Origin of the sequence: Psychrobacter sp. ASPA161_6 (assembly GCF_051970285.1) — a bacterium.
GTDB classification, from domain to species: Bacteria; Pseudomonadota; Gammaproteobacteria; order Pseudomonadales; family Moraxellaceae; genus Psychrobacter; species Psychrobacter glaciei.
Map to the genome: position 1 here is coordinate 113,938 of NZ_JBEFNJ010000003.1, position 17,545 is coordinate 131,482.

Annotated in this window: 16 protein-coding genes; 7 read left to right on the top strand and 9 right to left on the bottom strand. The window is 43.8% G+C overall.

The window, feature by feature from the left end:
• Positions 1–204: 204 nt before the first annotated feature.
• Positions 205–1,251 (top strand): lipoyl synthase, encoded by a 1,047-nt coding sequence (gene lipA, locus ACTQ9T_RS09685; protein ID WP_189584448.1) that lies wholly within the window; start codon positions 205–207, stop codon positions 1,249–1,251.
• Positions 1,252–1,392: 141 nt separating this feature from the next.
• Here lipA and ACTQ9T_RS09690 read toward each other — a convergent pair whose 3' ends face one another.
• Genes ACTQ9T_RS09690 through ACTQ9T_RS09700 form a run of 3 tightly spaced genes read right to left on the bottom strand, consistent with a single transcriptional unit; the run spans position 1,393 to position 4,955 of the window.
• Positions 1,393–3,396: a TRAP transporter permease gene (locus tag ACTQ9T_RS09690; RefSeq protein WP_420850986.1), complete on the bottom strand. Its 2,004-nt coding sequence runs from the start codon at positions 3,394–3,396 to the stop codon at positions 1,393–1,395.
• Positions 3,397–3,406: 10 nt separating this feature from the next.
• A complete protein-coding gene (locus tag ACTQ9T_RS09695; protein WP_010199519.1) occupies positions 3,407–3,952 on the bottom strand; it encodes a DUF1850 domain-containing protein in 546 nt (181 codons plus the stop codon).
• Positions 3,930–4,955: a TAXI family TRAP transporter solute-binding subunit gene (locus tag ACTQ9T_RS09700; RefSeq protein ID WP_440464922.1), complete on the bottom strand. Its 1,026-nt coding sequence runs from the start codon at positions 4,953–4,955 to the stop codon at positions 3,930–3,932. The genes ACTQ9T_RS09695 and ACTQ9T_RS09700 overlap by 23 nt, the downstream gene beginning before the upstream one ends.
• Before the next feature lie 498 nt (positions 4,956–5,453).
• Between ACTQ9T_RS09700 and ACTQ9T_RS09705 the strand changes: the two genes are divergently transcribed.
• Together ACTQ9T_RS09705 and mtnP are read left to right on the top strand one after the other, a co-directional pair.
• Entirely contained in the window at positions 5,454–5,927 is a 474-nt protein-coding gene (locus ACTQ9T_RS09705; RefSeq protein WP_210540770.1) for a GFA family protein, read from the top strand.
• Positions 5,928–6,060: 133 nt separating this feature from the next.
• The gene (gene mtnP, locus ACTQ9T_RS09710) at positions 6,061–6,954 is read left to right on the top strand and encodes an S-methyl-5'-thioadenosine phosphorylase (RefSeq protein ID WP_440464923.1); all 894 of its coding nucleotides are present in this window, start codon (positions 6,061–6,063) and stop codon (positions 6,952–6,954) included.
• A 312-nt stretch (positions 6,955–7,266) separates the two neighbouring features.
• Here the strand turns inward: mtnP and ACTQ9T_RS09715 are convergent, their stop codons facing one another.
• From ACTQ9T_RS09715 to ACTQ9T_RS09740, 6 genes are all read right to left on the bottom strand, one after another.
• On the bottom strand, positions 7,267–8,223 hold the full coding sequence (locus ACTQ9T_RS09715; RefSeq protein WP_440464924.1) for a methyltransferase domain-containing protein: 957 nt from the start codon (positions 8,221–8,223) through the stop codon (positions 7,267–7,269).
• Positions 8,224–8,408: 185 nt separating this feature from the next.
• A complete protein-coding gene (locus tag ACTQ9T_RS09720; RefSeq protein WP_440464925.1) occupies positions 8,409–9,056 on the bottom strand; it encodes a TIGR04282 family arsenosugar biosynthesis glycosyltransferase in 648 nt (215 codons plus the stop codon).
• Positions 9,057–9,073: 17 nt separating this feature from the next.
• Positions 9,074–9,787, bottom strand: coding sequence for a TIGR04283 family arsenosugar biosynthesis glycosyltransferase (locus tag ACTQ9T_RS09725; RefSeq protein WP_440464926.1), 714 nt, complete (start codon positions 9,785–9,787; stop codon positions 9,074–9,076).
• Positions 9,788–9,801: 14 nt separating this feature from the next.
• Positions 9,802–10,647, bottom strand: a complete 846-nt coding sequence (locus tag ACTQ9T_RS09730) for a DUF547 domain-containing protein (RefSeq protein WP_440464927.1) — start codon at positions 10,645–10,647, stop codon at positions 9,802–9,804.
• 12 nt (positions 10,648–10,659) lie between these two features.
• Complete coding sequence (gene arsS / locus ACTQ9T_RS09735) at positions 10,660–11,658, bottom strand: arsenosugar biosynthesis radical SAM (seleno)protein ArsS (RefSeq protein ID WP_194620107.1); 999 nt, start codon at positions 11,656–11,658, stop codon at positions 10,660–10,662.
• A gap of 270 nt (positions 11,659–11,928) precedes the next feature.
• Positions 11,929–13,044 (bottom strand): FAD-dependent oxidoreductase, encoded by a 1,116-nt coding sequence (locus ACTQ9T_RS09740; RefSeq protein ID WP_440464928.1) that lies wholly within the window; start codon positions 13,042–13,044, stop codon positions 11,929–11,931.
• A 302-nt stretch (positions 13,045–13,346) separates the two neighbouring features.
• On the opposite strand from ACTQ9T_RS09740, the gene ACTQ9T_RS09745 reads away from it, so the two are divergent.
• The 4 genes from ACTQ9T_RS09745 to ACTQ9T_RS09760 all read left to right on the top strand — a co-directional run bounded on the left by ACTQ9T_RS09745 (position 13,347) and on the right by ACTQ9T_RS09760 (position 17,542).
• Positions 13,347–14,288 carry an alpha/beta fold hydrolase gene (locus ACTQ9T_RS09745; protein WP_440464929.1) on the top strand — a complete coding sequence of 314 codons (942 nt, stop codon included), beginning with the start codon at positions 13,347–13,349 and terminating at the stop codon, positions 14,286–14,288.
• Positions 14,289–14,453: 165 nt separating this feature from the next.
• Positions 14,454–15,275, top strand: coding sequence for a 2,3,4,5-tetrahydropyridine-2,6-dicarboxylate N-succinyltransferase (dapD, locus tag ACTQ9T_RS09750; RefSeq protein WP_010199491.1), 822 nt, complete (start codon positions 14,454–14,456; stop codon positions 15,273–15,275).
• A 226-nt stretch (positions 15,276–15,501) separates the two neighbouring features.
• Positions 15,502–16,233 (top strand): 7-carboxy-7-deazaguanine synthase QueE, encoded by a 732-nt coding sequence (queE, locus tag ACTQ9T_RS09755; protein ID WP_194620113.1) that lies wholly within the window; start codon positions 15,502–15,504, stop codon positions 16,231–16,233.
• 178 nt (positions 16,234–16,411) lie between these two features.
• The gene (locus ACTQ9T_RS09760; protein WP_440464930.1) at positions 16,412–17,542 is read left to right on the top strand and encodes a multidrug resistance efflux transporter family protein; all 1,131 of its coding nucleotides are present in this window, start codon (positions 16,412–16,414) and stop codon (positions 17,540–17,542) included.
• The last annotated feature ends 3 nt before the right edge of the window (positions 17,543–17,545 follow it).

Here is a 17,545-nt window from a genome sequence, read left to right on the forward strand (position 1 = left end):
AAAAAAATATAAGGTATTTTTATACGGTTACTTGGCCTGTTTCAATGCTGAAAAATCAATAACAGTATTATAAAACGGTTGGATGAAATTTAGACTGAGATTTGCTATAATCCCTATACGAATTTTACGACCTATTCTTAGAAAATAATAAACAAAACCCTTATCCTACAAAGGTTTAGGATTATCAGGGTTTAGGATAAGACTATGAGCTCATTAGCCGTACAAACACACGTTCCTGCTGCCAAAGCTAAACCCAAAAAAGCAGTTCAGGGAGAAAAACTACGTGGCTACGATAAAGTTGCCCGTATCCCAATTAAAGTGATCCCGACCATCGAGGCGAAGAAAAAGCCAGATTGGATTCGGGTCAAAATGTCATCACCTGCTGAAGTGGCTCGTATCAAAGCTACTTTGCGTGAGCAAAAGCTATATACCGTCTGTGAAGAAGCGGCTTGTCCAAACTTGCCACAGTGCTTCGCTGATGGTACGGCCACCTTTATGATTATGGGTGATATCTGTACCCGTCGCTGTCCGTTCTGTGATGTCGGACATGGTCGCCCTAACAATCTCGATGCCGACGAACCTCGTCATACGGCTGAGACGATCTTAGGTCTAAAACTGAAATATGCGGTTATTACCTCAGTCGATCGCGATGATCTAAAAGATGGCGGTGCTGCTCATTTTGTTGAAGTGCTTAATGAAGCCAGAGCGCTCAGCCCAAATTGCTTGATTGAGATATTGGTTCCTGATTTCCGTGGTCGTATGGAAGTAGCATTAGACTTGCTAACTGAAACGCCGCCAGATGTCTTTAACCACAATATCGAAACCGTGCCACGCCTATATAAAGCGTTCCGTCCGGGTTCTGATTATCAGCATTCTTTGGATTTACTCAAGCTGTATAAAGAGCGTCGTCCAGATATCGCTACCAAATGTGGCTTTATGGTCGGCCTTGGTGAAACTGAAGAAGAGATTTATGCACTACTTGATGATCTAAAAGCCCATGACGTAGACATGATTACGGTTGGTCAGTATCTACAGCCTAGTAAAAATCATGCGCCCGTTGATCGTTATGTCCATCCAGATGAGTTCCAACGCTATATGGACTACGGCAAAAAAATTGGCTTCTTTAGCATTTGGGCAGGCCCAATGGTACGCTCAAGCTACTTTGCAGATCGTCAATACTATGGCGAAGATTGCCCTGCACCAATTCGTAGCAAAAAAGCATTAGAAGCTGAAGGCAAACTTGGCTGCTAATTTAGCAATAAAGTAATGTGAGACTAGTCGCTAAGACATCTCCTAAGAACAGAAAAAGGGTGAATAACAGATTTGTTATTCACCCTTTTTTTGTGACTTTAATAAAATTGTAAAGGCTTTAAAGCTTTCAAAGCCAACACTTTAAACAGTTAAAGTTGGTGTTGGCTTTCCGTTCGTTTTTATATTCAACACAGCAATACCAAGGACAATAATCCCACCTGCGATACCAGTGGTAATCTCAGGATAAATCAATAGTAAAGCACCAATAGCTAAGATGACACGAGTCAGTGTATTCATACCGCCTCTGAAGTATCCTTCGAGTGCCGAGCTTAACGCGATGACACCCGTCACTGAAGTCACTACCACCGTGATGATATCGATAATAGGCGGCAATGGGAAATCTTTCGCCGTAACTGCCAAACCTGTTGGATCTATCATCAGCATCGTTGGATTGTAGATAAACATAAACGGTACGATGAATCCAGCCAAAGCTAGTTTCAGCGATAAAAATCCTGTTTTCATCGGATCGCCACCGGATATACCCGCACCAGCAAAGGCTGCCAGACATACAGGCGGTGTGATATTGGCAAAGATACCAAAATAGAAAACAAACATGTGCGCTGACAAAATCGGAATATCAAAACCTGCTAATGCAGGCGCTGCCATCGTCGCGGTAATGATATAGGCCGGAATAGACGGTAATCCCATACCTAAAACCATTGAGGCAAGCATCGTTAAAATAAGCGTAAAGAATAACGACCCTGCGCCTAGCGTTACGATAGATGACGTCATGACCGTACCAAAGCTGGTCAAACTCACGACCCCGATGATAATACCGACGACCGCACAAGCAGCCATCACGGCAAGCGATTGGCGAGCGCCATCTTCTAATGCCCCCAAAATGTCGGAAAAGCCCATTCTAGTCTCTTTTCGCAGCATACTGACTACAACCGTAAAACCAATGGTATAAGCAGCTGCATAACCGACAGGGACATTTCTGATTAATAAGAAAACCAAAAAGACAATCGGTAATAGCATATGACCGCGCGCTTTTAGCACTTCTTTTACCGCTGGTAAGTTTTCTTTAGCGATGCCTTTTAAATCACGACGTCCAGCGCGAAAATGCACCTGCGCAATGACGCCCAAGTAATACAAAATCGCTGGTAGTAATGCGGCCAATGCAATCGTGCTGTAAGGCAAGCCTGTGGTCTCCGCCATAATGAACGCACTCGCACCCATAATCGGTGGCAATATCTGCCCACCAACAGAAGCACTTGCCTCAACGGCACCAGCAAAATCTTTGTGATAACCGACCTTTTTCATCAACGGAATGGTAAAGGCACCGGTACTGACCACGTTCGATAAAGCTGAGCCATTAATACTGCCCATAAAACCACTAGAGATGACCGCTACTTTTGCAGGCCCACCCTTTTTATGACCAGCGATTGCCAGTGCCAAATCATTGAATAACTGTCCCATTCCTGAGCGTGCTAAGAACGCACCAAAGAGAATGAACAAGAAAATAAACGTGACTGATGCACCAATCGCAACAGAATATAAGCCTTCGGTCTTTAAGAATAATTGACCAAAGATATCACCCATATCATAAGGGCGAGTCAGTAGACGATCAGGCATAAAGTCCAAATGACTGACAAATGGATAAGCTAAGAATATCCCTGCTAATATCGGCAAAATCCAACCAGTTATTCGGCGACTGCCTTCTAGTACACAGACCACGGTAATCAGTGAAAATATCACATCAACCTGATTTGCCATACCGCCACGCGAGGTCACAATGTCTTGATACTCATAAATCAGATAGCCCATGCCAGATAAAGACAGCGCAAACCAAATCCAGTCATACCATGCCACACTTTTTCGGCTACTTTTTTTGCTAGCAGGGAAAATCAAGAATATTAATGCAAAACCAACGCCCACGTGTACAGAGCGTTGTAGCAATGCTGGCATCGGATTAAAAGTAATATATAAGTGAAAAAGGGAATAGAGTATACAAATTCCAGCGATGAGATACTTCACTGGTCCTTGGGTGATATGACGCGTGATTGACTCTCGGTCATATTTTTCCAATACCGCTTTGTTGATCGCATCTGCCTCAGCATCTTTATCAACATCAGCGTCTGGCATGGTAGTTACGCTACCGTGATCCGTCACTTGGGAGTTCATGACATAAGTCCTTTTTAAATCTATCAATTAAACCATACGTCTTAGGCATGATCACCACTTCAGAATAGTCCGGCACCATCTGGTGAATCAAAACACGGTGGTCGCCATAATCAATCTCGCCTTTGGTCAGTCTGGATACGATCCAATTTAGGTTGGGGAGCTTTTCATTGATTTGATAACCCAGATAGCCAGGTTTTTGTATGGGAGCAAGCGCTTCGGTTGAGGGTGTACCTGCGCCAAAGGCTTCAAAATACGTGGTGGTCAGCAGCAAGCCATCGCTCTCACGTTGGTATTGCTCCTCCCACCATTGCTTTTCTACAGAATGTATCCACCGTAGCTGAAAATCAGGCTCGACGAAATAACACACCTTATCGTCCGACCCCTCTAGCCCTTTGATCCGCACTTCGACCACAGGCTGGAGAACAAAGCCCATCCATAGCGTAAAAAAAACCAGCGCGGCAATAAATGCTGCGCCAGTTGATAGCCATAATGAATTATTTGGCTGCTTGTTCGTCATAGTACTTTTTAGCGCCAGGATGGATTGGGGCGACCATGCCTTCACGGGCAGTCTCTAAGCTGATATCATTTGCCGCTTGGTGTGCTGTTTTTAGACCTTCCAAGTTCTCAAATAATGTTTTGGTTAACTTATAACCATCAGCTTCAGATAGATCAGAGCTAACCAACAGAGCATTCATGATTGCTGCGGTTGGAATAGCGGTTTCGTTGCCATACGTGCCAGCAGGAATCTCAAAGGTTTTGAAGTAAGGCTTGGTCGCAATGATTTCTTTTAGCTTGTCTTGGTTGATGGTAATCAATTGCAAGTCTAAGCCCTGCTCTAGCTCCATCAATGAAGAGTTTGGTAGACCACTGCTAAAGAAAGCCGCTTCAATTTTACCTGCTTTCATACCATCAGCCGCTTCAGAAAATCCTAAATAATCGACCGTGACATCATCATACGTGATGCCAAACCCTTCTAATAAAGTTCGCGCATTTACTTCCGTTCCAGAGCCTTGATCGCCTACAGCGATGCGCTTGCCACGTAAGTCTTCAATGCTTTTGATGCCGGATTTTTTGGTGGTGACGATTTGTACCACATTAGGGTACAAGACGGCAATCTGTTGAATGTTAGCGATCGGCTTATCAAAGTTATTTTTACCTTCTACTGCGTCCGTGACCACATCACTGAGCGCCAATACCATATCGACTTTACCTTGGGTCAATAGATTGACGTTTTCGACTGATGCGCCCGTGGTTTGTGTCTTTGAGTTGACCCCAAAGGTTTTGACATAGATTTCGGACAATGACGTCCCAATGATGTTATAAGGACCAGATGCCCCGCCTGTAGCGATGGTAAGAAATTTGGTATCTAGCTTATCGGCGGCAGTAGCATCAGCAGTGGCAGCACTGTCTGTTTCCGTACCGTCAGTGCTTTCTGAACTTGGCGATGAGCATGCAGTTAGGCCTAGAGTGGCACTTAACATCGCTGATAAAAATAACGGAGATTTTGTGAAGTTGAGCATTGCATTCATCCTTGAAATAATCAGTTTAATACATCTAACGGCATCAACATTTAAATCTTAATGCGTTACAGACCTGTAATAGTATAGTAATTCCTGTCATAAATAAACCATAGCTTACCTTCTCTCAAAACCTTATAAATAAAGCGCTTTGAGTCAAAAATAGTAATTTATCTAGTTGATGGGCATTTAGTATGTTCTGCCATGCGGAACAAAGTTTCATTAGTTAAACTATTTAAACAAAAATTAGACCGAGTGTAAACCTTTATCATTACCCAAACAGAAATAAAGATATTCATGACTACCCCAAACAATACTTATAGTACAGTCAATTTTATATAAACCGAGCAAGGCGTTAGGCTTGTACTTACTCTATTGTCCGTAGTACTTTCACACGCCTTTCTTGTATCTAAATCATCTTGAACCGACTATAGTAAGCTAAGATAGTGCTATGTTTTGAATATGATAAATAATGATAACTTTGTTGATAAGGATTGACTAATGAGCAGCGAATTTATACCACAGGAAGGCTCTTGCTCCTGTTCTAGCAACACCTATACTATCAATAATAAACCCATTGGCCGCTTTATCTGCCACTGTACTATTTGCCAAGAATTCACTGGCCAAGCGTATAATGATGTAACGATTTTACTCAAATCGGATGTGAGTAAGTTAAACCTGATTAGAACCAAATTCCGCCGTTGGAAACTTCCGCCGAATATTAGCCGCGGGCTGTGTACGCGCTGCAATAAACCCAGTATAGAAACAGCAGTGGGCGGAAACCTCATATTAATACCCACGACAAATCTCCCTAATGTCGCCGCGCTACCTGAACCTAGCATGCACCTATTTTATAATCGCCGAGTCCAAGATATGGATGATGACTTGCCCAAGTGCAATGGCTTTGTACAAAGTCAGGCGATGACAGTTAAGGCGCTTGCTCAAGGTATGTATAAGAGAATCACTAAACGTTAGTGGCTATATTTAGAATGTAAAACCCTTTCTAAAAAATCCGTTTACCAAGACCTTTGTTATTGTCTATATTTTGAGGAAAAAGCGAGTAACACCAGCTTTTACAACTTTTACTAGCTATCATTTGGAACCTGATATGACTTCAATTGCAGTAGAAAACACGCAAAAATACTCTGCCGACATTGCTATCATTGGCGGCAGCGGTCTCTATCAAATGCAATCACTCACCAATAAACGCAATATCACCATACAGACGCCTTATGGTAGCCCTTCTGATGATATTGTCCTTGGTGAATTAGAGGGTGTGACGGTTGCTTTTTTGACACGGCATGGTCAAGGTCATAAACTCATCCCGTCTGAAGTCCCTTATCGCGCCAATATTTATGCATTAAAAACATTAGGCGTGCGCTATATCGTATCAGTATCCGCAGTCGGTTCTTTGCAAGAGCATATTGAGCCGCTAGATATGGTCGTACCCGATCAAATGATTGACATGACCAAGCAGCGAGTCAGTACGTTTTTTGGTGAAGGCGCAGTCGCTCATGTATCGATGGCAGATCCACTATGTCCTGCCCTAGCAGATATCCTAGAGCGAGCCTACGACAAAGCAGATATTTTTGAGGGAGCATGTCACTCACAGGCAACTTATGTCTGTATCGAGGGACCACAGTTCTCAACTCGTGCAGAGTCCCAGTGGTATCGGCAAATGCAGGCAGGTATTATCGGCATGACCAATATGCCAGAAGCCAAGCTGGCACGTGAAGCCAGCATTGCTTATGCTACGTTGGCCTTGGTGACAGATTTTGATTGTTGGCATCCTACCGAAGAAGCAGTCAGTGCGGACTACGCCATAAAAAACCTAATGAAAAATGCCGAAAACGCTCAGAAAGTAATCAAGGAAGCGGTCGCTTTGATTGCCGCCGAGCTGCCGGATTCAATCGCACATAATGCCTTAGCCCAAGCACTGGTAACGCCTGTGAACGTGATGGACGAGCAGACCAAAACCAGACTTGCTGCATTGCTGTACTAAATATTCAAAAGTGTATCGATAGATGCTTGTCTGAAATAATGACAGACAGCAAAGTGTTAAATTCCCATACACATACAAACATGCACATATAAAAAGGCCATTAACTTGAATTAATGGCCTTTTTTAGGATTTTAGCTCGTACATTTGCAACGTACGCTAACTATAGTCAAAGTATCCTAAAAACGCTACGGTATTGCTGATATCAATTTTTTGTAGCCTCTGTCTGCGCAGGCACAGTAAGCAAGAAAAATTGATATCAGCAGTACGTCATGTGTCGATATTACTTTTCACTGACTATACACAGCTTTGACACTAACAACAGCCGCCCAGCTCAGATGCTAGCGTTACCGACTGATTAAATGGCATCAGTTCGCCGCAACCTGCAAAAATACCGTAGTGGCGACTGTCATCACCGATAAATTCAAAATGCGGTGCAAAGCGAGATTCTTGTAGCATTCGAAACGTATTGCCACAGACAGGGAATACTCGACCCGCCTCAATAGCATGATGCTTATCCAGATCAAAACGATGGGGTGACTGTTCAATAGATCCTTTGTATATCACTGCTTGTCCATGATCTTCGCAAGCGTCTTCAAGCGCGGCAATTTTAAACAAACGATAAGTAGCAGAGAAAAACTGAATGTCACCGATTTTAGCCGCCAATGCGGGATCAGTAATCTCAAGTGGGCGATCCTCGACCAGACGCGGGTCTAAAAATCCTGCGCCTCTTGCCAAACGGCTAAAGTCCTTCCAGTACAAAGCACCACTCAAACACTCGCCATAAAGGACAGGATCGTCGATTAGATGTTGCGGAATACGGCGATCAGCATACACGTCAGAAAAATAAAACTCTCCACCAGGCTTAAGCAAACGCTGCACACTGGCCATCACTGCGGCTTTATCAGTGGATAAATTGATGACGCAATTTGAGACGATAATATCAAAGCTATTATCTGCTAACGCTAGCTCATCTAACTTTTCAAGATAGCCTTTTATAAAAGTCACATTATCATAGCCGAACTTGTCGACATGATAGTCTTGATGCTGTTTTGCGATTGCCAATTGCTCATCGGTCATATCAACACCGACTACATGCCCCGTCTCGCCAACCAATTGCGCTAGTGCGTAGACATCGCGGCCCGAACCACTTCCTAAGTCTAAAATGCGGCAGCCTTCAAGTAACGCCGGACAAACCAATCCGCAACCATAATAACGACTCAAGACGTCATCATGGATATTAGCCAGCAGCGGTTTGAGCCATTCAGGCATATTACTAATATCGCAACACGCTGAGGTCTTTAAATCAGCAGTGCTTTGTAGCTATTTACCATAATAATCCTGAACCACGTCCTGCATAACAATATCCTTATTGAATGTACAATCCAGTTGAAAGTCTTAGTGATGACCTTGATAAATATAGCCGCACTATTTTAGCCAATTTATTGAAACGCTTATCAGCTGTCATCGACCTTGATATTGACGTGAGAATCCAGCCAGCCATTTGGCAAATACTGCAAATCTTCAGGCTCATCAATATCATGTAAAGGTGATAATAGTGCGAGTGTCCAACCTAATGTTGCAAAGCGCTGCCTAGTCACCGCAGCCACGCTAGCCGTACTCCAGCTGATATTTGAAAAAAGACTTCTATCCGCTTGTTTAAATCCGAGCAACACATAACCACCATCTGATGCAGGAATCATGACTGCATCATGCTGATCTAGCTGCTGTGCTGCTAGTTGAATACGCGCTGCCATGAGGCTAGGACAATCCGTACCAATTAATAAAACCTTTTCAAAACGTTGCAATACTCGCTGACTGGCTCCCAGCATACGAAAGCCCAAGTCACCCTCCACTTGCGCTGACCATTGGAGTGAGTCAGGCAAATCAAGCGCTTGCCAGCAAGGATCACTTGGCGCAGGACTAACACATAGCTCAACCGTAAAGCCAGTAGCGACGGCCTGTTCTATGCTATGCAGCAGCAGTTGCCGTGCCATTTGCGCGGCACCTTCAATGCCAAGCGCTGGTTGCAAACGGGTCTTTGCCATACCCTGTGCGGGAAATTTGGCAAAAAGAATAATGCAAGTTTGTAATTTTTGATTCATGGTAAGCGTTTATTCTTTTATTTATAATAGCGCGCTTTAATGTTATCAGCCGACACGCCACGCCAATAATCAAAACGTAAATGCCACATTAAGACAATCGTCCGCCAAGTGCCATATTGCTGCCAGCGTCTGGCCGAGGTGATGACTTTACTTTTCAAACATGCAGGTTTGGCGACACCTTTTAGCTGCTTGCATAACTCGACATCTTCCATCAGCGACTGTTTAGGATAACCACCGATTTGTTCGAAAAGCTTACGCTTGATAAAAAGAGCTTGGTCACCCGTAGCGATTCCGCTCAATCGTGAGCGCCAGTTAATCATTCGACTTACTAACCAAAGCATCGGCTGACGGCTATTCAGCTGCACATCGAAACGACCCCATCCTGAAGATTTTATAGCAGTCGTTACTTCTGCAATAGCTTGGATTGGCAATTGCGTATCTGCATGTAAAAATAGCAAGATATCGCCAGTTGCTAATGCTGCACCTGCATTCATTTGCTGCGCACGCCCTGCTCTGGACTCAATCATTTGCCAATCAATTTTACGGTAATTATCGAGCGTTAACTCTTTAATAAAGCTTTGAATTATGCCGATAGAGTCATCGTTTGAGCCGCCATCGACCAAGATAGCTTGCTGCGGTGTTGGATTTAGGCTGTCTATATTTGCAAACAGATGAGGCAAATTATCTGCCTCATTGAGTACTGGAATAATGATAGAAACCGTCGCTGTCATAGTTGGCCGTATTCTTACTTTTTATTCAAATTCCAATTGTAATCGGTATAGCCAATCTTCGTTTTACCTGCTTTTAGATCAGCCGTTTGCGATTTATCCAGACTTAAAGATGAGCTATAGCGAGCTAAAAACCCTTCTAGATCTTTGGTGCCGCGCCAATTCGACTCAAAGTCTTCTTTATACCATTTAAAGATTGGCGATACCTCAAGTGTGCCGCCTTTGAGGCGATTGCGACTGCTATCGGCTAAGAACTTACTGGTTACTTGCTCTAATTGCTTATCCAACTTGCTGCCTGTAAAAGCATCGTCTAACAAGGCTGGACAGCCAATGCTAGCACAGTTCACTGCAAAGTGAATACGTGGTTCATTGTAGCGTTTGGAGCCACGGATTAGATTGTGTTCGATGTCATCGAGCGAGCGCTTTTTGCCTAGTAGCGTGACAAAATCTTGTTTCCATGGCGAGCCAAATATCCCACCGATATCTTTAATCGACTTAATGCTAGGATACTTGGTCAACACTAGCTCTACCGTACCTGCGTTATAGACATTGATCAAAAATGCCAACTGCTCGTCTTTGCTCCAGCGGTTGAATTCTGACTGACTGACTTTGCTAGTGGCCGCCATATAGCTATCAAGCTTGCTCTTATCCGCTTTCATGCCATTATAATTAACGACAGAGGCTTTACCACCATTGGTCATAGTGACGTTTTTGTTGAGTAAGCTGTCCCAAGTGCTATGATTGAAATCAGCATAACTGGCGACACTGGCCAACAATATAGAAGTGGCCACTGCCGTTTTTGTCATTAAACGACTGCTTGAAAAACTGCTTGTGCTCTTACTGATGCTATCAAAAATATTCATAAGTAACTCCGTTTAAATCGATGAGGTGTTTTCTATCGTCTGGTCTGCTGTCTCTTCTTCTAGCGCGCCACCGCAACTACTCCCCTGTCCTGCTGTGCAACCATAACAATGGTCAGCAATAGCAATGACGTCACCGGAAGGATTTTGAGTCAGCAAATCGCTTAGGTGCTGACGCGACTTATTGGGTACAGGAATCTCTAACTGCTGATTGAAGTCGCAATCGAACAATTCACCCAACCAGTTGACACTGATGGTCGAGCGGCACATGACTTCCGCTAAGTTGGCAGCCACGTAATTTTCTTTGAGCAAATCCATATACGGGTGGAATTGGTTTTTGGCCAACAGCACCGCGCCAAAACGCTGAATCGGCATATTGGTCAAAGCGAACAACTGATTAAACTCAATATCGAAATGCTCTTTTAGCTCGCGCTTATAGTCCGCTTCAAGCTGCTGTTGATTGGGCGGCAGCGTGGCACCTTGTGGGTTATAGACCAAATTCAATGTTAAATCTGAATCAGGCTTGCCATAACCTAAGGCATTGAGCTTTTGCAGTCCCAATATACTGTCATCAAACGCGCCCTTACCGCGCTGTTTGTCTACATTTTCTAAGGAATAACAAGGTAAGGATGCCACCACTTCAACTTGATTGTCTGCTAAAAACTGCGCCATGTCCTCATACCCATCTTCCATGAGGATAGTCAGATTACAGCGATCTATTACTTTGACGCCTAGGGCGCGAGCCGCCTTTACCAAATACTTAAAGTCCTCATGCATCTCAGGTGCACCGCCCGTCAAATCGAGCGTGTCAATATTTTGCGCTTGCAGCACTTTGGGTATCATCTCAACCAGCTCACGCGACATCATCTCTGTCCGATAGGGACTGGCAGCCACGTGGCAATGGACGCAAGACATATTGCATAAGTAACCCATATTGACTTGTAATATCGTCAGTTGACGGCGCTTAATAGCAGGGAAATCGGTAAATTCGAGTAGTTCAATGGTAGATTTCATAAATTATTGAATCCATTCAGTAGCATTTTATTAGCAGATTAAGTCAGTTTTGACTCAGCCTTAGAAGTCATGCAAACTCATTGATAATGAAAAATCTTGAGTATCATCATTAAACCATAATAGAAATCATAGCTATTATTGACAAGTTGCTAATCAATTTATGCTTTCTTTCCAGTTTAACTAATCAATGATACCGTATTATGTCCCTAATATTTCTATTAAAAGGGAAATATCATGGTCAAATGTAAATTATAAAGCGGGTCAACAGGGTTATTTTGCATTTATAAAGCGCTTGTCGATTTGCCGCTTTAGATACCAAACCCAGCGACCTTGTACGCTAAATCTGCCCCAACTGCCGATAGCGTATTTATCGCCGCAAGACAATAAATATAGCGTACGTGTTTTGGGCTGATACTTCTGCATAGGCTCACCTCTCAGATATGCCAGTAGGTTATCAGCTTCTATAGCACCGCCACGTACCGCATGAACTCCCGAATGTGCCATGTCTTTATCTACTCGCGTTGCTACATCGCCGACAGCAAACACATTCGGATGGGAGACGCTTTGTTGCAGGGTATTGACAGCGATAAAACCATTATCAATGGTTTGCAAGTCAGTAGCGGCTGTCCATGCCGACCCCATCACGCCAGTCGCAGCGATAACCGCATCCATCGTTAACGAATCAGTAGCGGTTGACAGCTGACCATCACGATAATCTGTTGCGCGCTCCTGAACCATCCTAATGCCATGGCGATATAGCTGCTTCATAACACGCTGCTGAAAACGCGGATTAAATCCCGATAAAAGATGCTCACCGCACACCAGTGTCACTTGATGGTTAGTATTGATTTGCTGTAGCGCGACTTGAGCAGCCATGACCAACTCTATCGCTGCCGCTCCAGCCCCAACGATAGCCAGTTGATATTTTTTAGATTGTCGAGCATCCGTCAGAATCTGCTGCCAATGTGTGATAGATTCTGATAATGGCCTAATAGCAATAACACTACTCGTCTCAGCATTATGTGACCAGCGCATATCGGTATCTGCACCGGTGTTTAATGACAATACATCATAGGTATAATGCTTATCGTCAGCGGTCATGACTTTCTGAGATTTAGCGTCTATTTTTACGATTGGCTGCTGAATAAAGCGCACACCTGCTTGAGAGCAGAGTGACTTTATATCGATACGGATATTATCTAAAGTATAATGTCCCGCCATCCAACCAGGCAACATACCAGAGTAAACAAACTGCGGCTGTGCGCTGATTAATGTGATATCTAATTTGATGGAAGGTGTCATAAAGCGTCGACGCAACAAGCCAATATGCGCATGACCAGCACCTGCCAACAGCAGTTTTTTTACAGGCATTTTTTTTGTGGGCATCTCATCGCTCAGTGTCTTTGATAGTTTTTGAATGGTTTGGCAATAGAAATTAAAACATAAGTTAAAAGCATTTAAAGCAAGACTATTGTACGATAACGACGATTCAGTAAATAATATTGACCTACTAAGGCTTTGTGATTAAATTGGTGGCAGCAATCATCTATCGTGATAATACAACCTGACTGACGGCTTATTCTCTAGCAAAGCCATATTGACAATACGTTTAGTGCTCGTCGTTAAACACTTAAAAACCATAAAAACAGTTTGTTTTTATCCTCTAACCATGCAAGGATTCTACGCTTATGAGTAATTCTGACCAGATCACCTCCTCTGATAATACCCACTATCTGCATCATACCTTCTTTGAGCCGCGCGATAGCGACAAAAAGATTACAGCCACGCTACTGATCGTCCATGGCATGTCAGAGCATAGCGGTCGCTATACGGACTTTGCCCAGTTTTTGGCTGATAATGGTATTGCCGTAGCAACTTACGATCAGCTTGGTCATGGTCAAACGGTAAAAACACACGCTGATTTGGGGTTTTTTGGCAGCGAGCATCCGGTGCAGTCATTGTTAAAAGACGTCATCGTTATGGCTGATAGCTTAAAGGCTCGTCATCCTCATGTGCCGCACTTTGTCATGGGACACTCTATGGGCTCATTTATTGTCCGTAATGTCCTCAAACATCATGCTCAAGACTTTGCCGGTGCTATCTTGATGGGCACTGCTGATGCCAATCCGTTGACCAAAGTGCTACTACCAATCAATAAACTATTGGCAAAAGCTGCACCAAGAAAGCCAAACGCCGTATTTGCCAAGGTAATGAACAAGGTACTTAACAGCAAGCTTAATAACCGTACTTCTGATTCACAGTTTGCTTGGATCAGTGAAAACCCAACCAATATCGCCGCTTATGAAGCCGATCCACTCACGGGTTTTGACTTTACCAATAATGGTTTTATGACGTTGTTTACCTTGATGGCAACTAGCTTGCATAAAGGCTGGGCCACGACAATTGCCAAAGACTTTCCGATGCTTTTTGCCAGTGGAAAAAGCGACCCCATCGGTGACATGGGCAGCGGCATTCGCAATATTGTCAGCCGCCTAAAGAAACAAAATTTTAATAACGTGAGTGTAAAGCTCTATCCAAACATGCGCCATGAGCCCCTACATGAGCAGGCTAATAAAGTGGTCTATCACGATATCTTAGAATGGATAGACGATAATAGCTCAACGGTCTAGACGGCATTATTTATTATAAGCAATGACCATTACGCCCAACTTATTTGCTAAAAGCTGCCAAATTAGCGACAATGTGGCAGGCAATATTTTTAGTCGATTTTTTACGATATAGTTAACGATAAAATCTTTTTATTTACCTTTCATCCATCTTAGGAATTTTTATCCATGTCATTACAACAAACCATCGAACAAGCCTTTGAAAACCGCAATGAGTACAGCCCAAGCACTATGCCACAAGACGTACGTGATGCTATTAATCAAGTCCTTGAGCAACTAGACAATGGTAGCTTGCGCGTTGCCGAAAAGAAAGATGGCGAATGGGTCGTCAATCAATGGGCAAAAAAAGCGGTATTACTATCATTCCGCTTAAACGACAACTACGTTCAAGCAGCTGGCGAGCATGTACAGTTTTATGACAAAGTACCGACTAAATTTGCTAACTGGACTGAAGCACAGTTTAAAGAAGCAGGCGTACGCGTTGTACCACCGGCAGTCGCTCGTAAAGGCTCTTTCATCGCGGCAGGCGCAGTATTGATGCCGTCGTATGTCAACATCGGCGCATATGTCGATCAAGGCGCGATGGTCGATACGTGGGCAACGGTTGGTTCATGTGCCCAAATCGGTAAAAATGTGCATCTATCAGGCGGCGTGGGTATCGGCGGTGTATTGGAGCCATTACAAGCGAATCCAACGATCATCGAAGACAACTGCTTTATCGGTGCGCGTTCTGAAATCGTTGAAGGCGTGATCGTCGAAGAAGGCTCAGTCATCTCGATGGGTGTATTTATCGGTCAGTCAACGCGTATCTATGATCGCGAGACTGGCGAGATTCATCGCGGCCGTGTACCAGCAGGTTCTGTTGTCGTACCGGGTAGCTTACCGTCAGAAGATGGCACACACAGCTTGTACGCTGCTATCATCGTGAAAAAAGTAGATGCGCAAACTCGTGCAAAAACATCAGTAAATGAGCTATTACGCTTAGCCTAAATATTTAGCACGTACCATTAGTTGTTAAATAATATTGTTTTATATAAAGATGCTGGAGGATGACTCCAGCATCTTTTTTGCAGCTTAATATAAGGCGTTACGTTATAATCCTTTGTTGGTTTGGCTTTATGCAAACATAAAAACACCCACACAACCATCTGCCTTTTTTATTACGATTGATAAGTGCCTGATCGCCTTATCAACCTTTAACTGTATTTGACATATTATGAGTGAATCACCATTACGCACCGCCGCTATTCCTGTCACCGACCCTGAAGCAGGATTACGTCTGACTGAAATTTTTTACTCTTTGCAAGGTGAGGCTATAACGTCAGGCTTGCCGACGATATTTGTGCGTCTGACTGGCTGCCCGCTGCGCTGTGTCTATTGTGATACCGAATATGCCTTTACGGGCGGCGAACGTCAGTCGCTAGAGACCATTATAGAAACTATCAAAGGTTATCCTTGCAAGCGTATTTGTCTGACAGGCGGCGAGCCATTAGCACAGCCGAATGCCATTGAATTGATGAAACGTTTGCTGAGCGATGGTTATGAGATATCCCTTGAAACCGCAGGCGCGCTCACGGTAGAAAACGTACCAACAGCGGTCAGCAAAGTGATGGATCTTAAAACACCAAGCTCAGGCGAGGTCGATAAAAACTTATGGTCAAATTTGGACCATCTTACTCAGCATGACCAAATCAAGTTTGTCATCATGAACCGTAAAGATTACGACTGGGCGCAAGCTATGCTAATCGAGCATAAGCTAAATGAATTGGTCGGAACCGTTTGGTTTTCGCCGATGTTTAACGTCGCCGATGATATCGATGAACAGTTCAGCCCTGACGTACCTGTGTTGGCACGAGAACTTGCTGAATGGATGCTGGCTGATGCCTTGCCTGTCCGCTTTCAATTACAATTGCACAAAATCATTTGGGCAGATGCTAAAGGTAAATAGAAAAGCCCACAAAAAAGCAGGTAAAAATCGCTAAACGAACGGACATATAGTCGGTTCAGTATAATTTGGATACAAGGAAAGCGAGTGAAAGTACTACAAGTAGTAGACTGAGCAAGCTTGACACCGTATCCAATTTATAGAGGATTGACTCTATATAGCCAACGGTAAGGATACAGGGATGGTCAAACTCATTTTACTCGGCTTGTTGGCGGGTGCGTTCTTTAGTTCCACTTTTATTTTAAACGAGCTGATGAGTGATGCAGGCGGTCACTGGTTTTGGTCAGCCAGTCTCCGCTATGTCTTTATGTGGTTGATTATCACCGCTGTTATCGTGATGCAGCATGGTTTTGGTCGTATCAAAGCGCTGACAGCGATTTTTTTTCAGCACTGGGTTTTTTGGTGCATGACTGGCAGTATCGGATTTGGGCTATTTTATACAGGTATTTGCTATGCCGCCGACCATGTCGCCGGTTGGGTGGTAGCAGCCACCTTTATGTTTACCGTCGTCGCCAGTTTGCTTGTGCTATTGGCATTTGGTCAAAGTTTTGACAAAAAATTCATCGTATATGCTGTCATTGTCTTTATCGGTGTGGCACTCGTCAATATCAGTGAAAGTCTGCATGCTGCTTCTATAATCGACACTGTTCCAATGTCTGACATGCTGCTCTACGGTGCGCTACCTGCTCTCATCGCCGCTTTTAGCTATCCCATTGGCAATCAATTGGTTTGGCAAGCGTCTCATAATGCTCGCCAGCGTAATACCCATCTACAAGAAGCAGCGGCGATAAAGGCTCAACGAGACAATCTCAATAATAATGAGCCACTCATATCTGAAGCCTATGATTTACCAGCTACCACATATGATGCTACCGATATCGATAGTACATATAAAAGTGAGACGGCAACATCATCCTTACAAAACCTAATTGCTCGCATTCCCTCTATCGAAACCACGCTGCTGCAAAATGCCTTTAATAAAGTATGGCTAATGACGCTCGGGAGTTTGCCATTTTGGATGTTTTTAGGCATTATAGTGCGCCCTGATCAACCGCAAGTCTCACAAATATTTAATACGTTGCTCGTTGCTCTATTGGCGGGTGTGGCAGCGACCACCATATTTTTGTATGCGCGTGAGCAAGCGGTTACCTCAAGTGAGGTTGCGGGCGTTGATTCTACCCAAGCCAGCGAGGTGATATTTGCCTTGATAGGCGGTATATTATTGCTCAACAACGAGATACCTTCCACATTGGGGTTGGTCGGTATTGGGCTGATTATGTTGGGACTGGTACTATTTGCCAAAGATGGGTGAGAC

What these genes read in the sequence shown, in the direction of transcription:
- ACTQ9T_RS09725 (WP_440464926.1), bottom strand. Translation starts at nt 9,787, where the DNA reads ATGACAGCGACGGTTTCTATCATTATTCCAGTACTCAATGAGGCAGAT.
- lipA (WP_189584448.1), top strand. Translation starts at nt 205, where the DNA reads ATGAGCTCATTAGCCGTACAAACACACGTTCCTGCTGCCAAAGCTAAA.
- ACTQ9T_RS09700 (WP_440464922.1), bottom strand. Translation starts at nt 4,955, where the DNA reads ATGCTCAACTTCACAAAATCTCCGTTATTTTTATCAGCGATGTTAAGT.
- ACTQ9T_RS09705 (WP_210540770.1), top strand. Translation starts at nt 5,454, where the DNA reads ATGAGCAGCGAATTTATACCACAGGAAGGCTCTTGCTCCTGTTCTAGC.
- ACTQ9T_RS09760 (WP_440464930.1), top strand. Translation starts at nt 16,412, where the DNA reads ATGGTCAAACTCATTTTACTCGGCTTGTTGGCGGGTGCGTTCTTTAGT.
- ACTQ9T_RS09720 (WP_440464925.1), bottom strand. Translation starts at nt 9,056, where the DNA reads ATGAATCAAAAATTACAAACTTGCATTATTCTTTTTGCCAAATTTCCC.
- arsS (WP_194620107.1), bottom strand. Translation starts at nt 11,658, where the DNA reads ATGAAATCTACCATTGAACTACTCGAATTTACCGATTTCCCTGCTATT.
- ACTQ9T_RS09730 (WP_440464927.1), bottom strand. Translation starts at nt 10,647, where the DNA reads ATGAATATTTTTGATAGCATCAGTAAGAGCACAAGCAGTTTTTCAAGC.
- queE (WP_194620113.1), top strand. Translation starts at nt 15,502, where the DNA reads ATGAGTGAATCACCATTACGCACCGCCGCTATTCCTGTCACCGACCCT.
- ACTQ9T_RS09695 (WP_010199519.1), bottom strand. Translation starts at nt 3,952, where the DNA reads ATGACGAACAAGCAGCCAAATAATTCATTATGGCTATCAACTGGCGCA.
- ACTQ9T_RS09740 (WP_440464928.1), bottom strand. Translation starts at nt 13,044, where the DNA reads ATGCCCACAAAAAAAATGCCTGTAAAAAAACTGCTGTTGGCAGGTGCT.
- ACTQ9T_RS09715 (WP_440464924.1), bottom strand. Translation starts at nt 8,223, where the DNA reads ATGCCTGAATGGCTCAAACCGCTGCTGGCTAATATCCATGATGACGTC.
- mtnP (WP_440464923.1), top strand. Translation starts at nt 6,061, where the DNA reads ATGACTTCAATTGCAGTAGAAAACACGCAAAAATACTCTGCCGACATT.
- ACTQ9T_RS09690 (WP_420850986.1), bottom strand. Translation starts at nt 3,396, where the DNA reads ATGCCAGACGCTGATGTTGATAAAGATGCTGAGGCAGATGCGATCAAC.
- dapD (WP_010199491.1), top strand. Translation starts at nt 14,454, where the DNA reads ATGTCATTACAACAAACCATCGAACAAGCCTTTGAAAACCGCAATGAG.
- ACTQ9T_RS09745 (WP_440464929.1), top strand. Translation starts at nt 13,347, where the DNA reads ATGAGTAATTCTGACCAGATCACCTCCTCTGATAATACCCACTATCTG.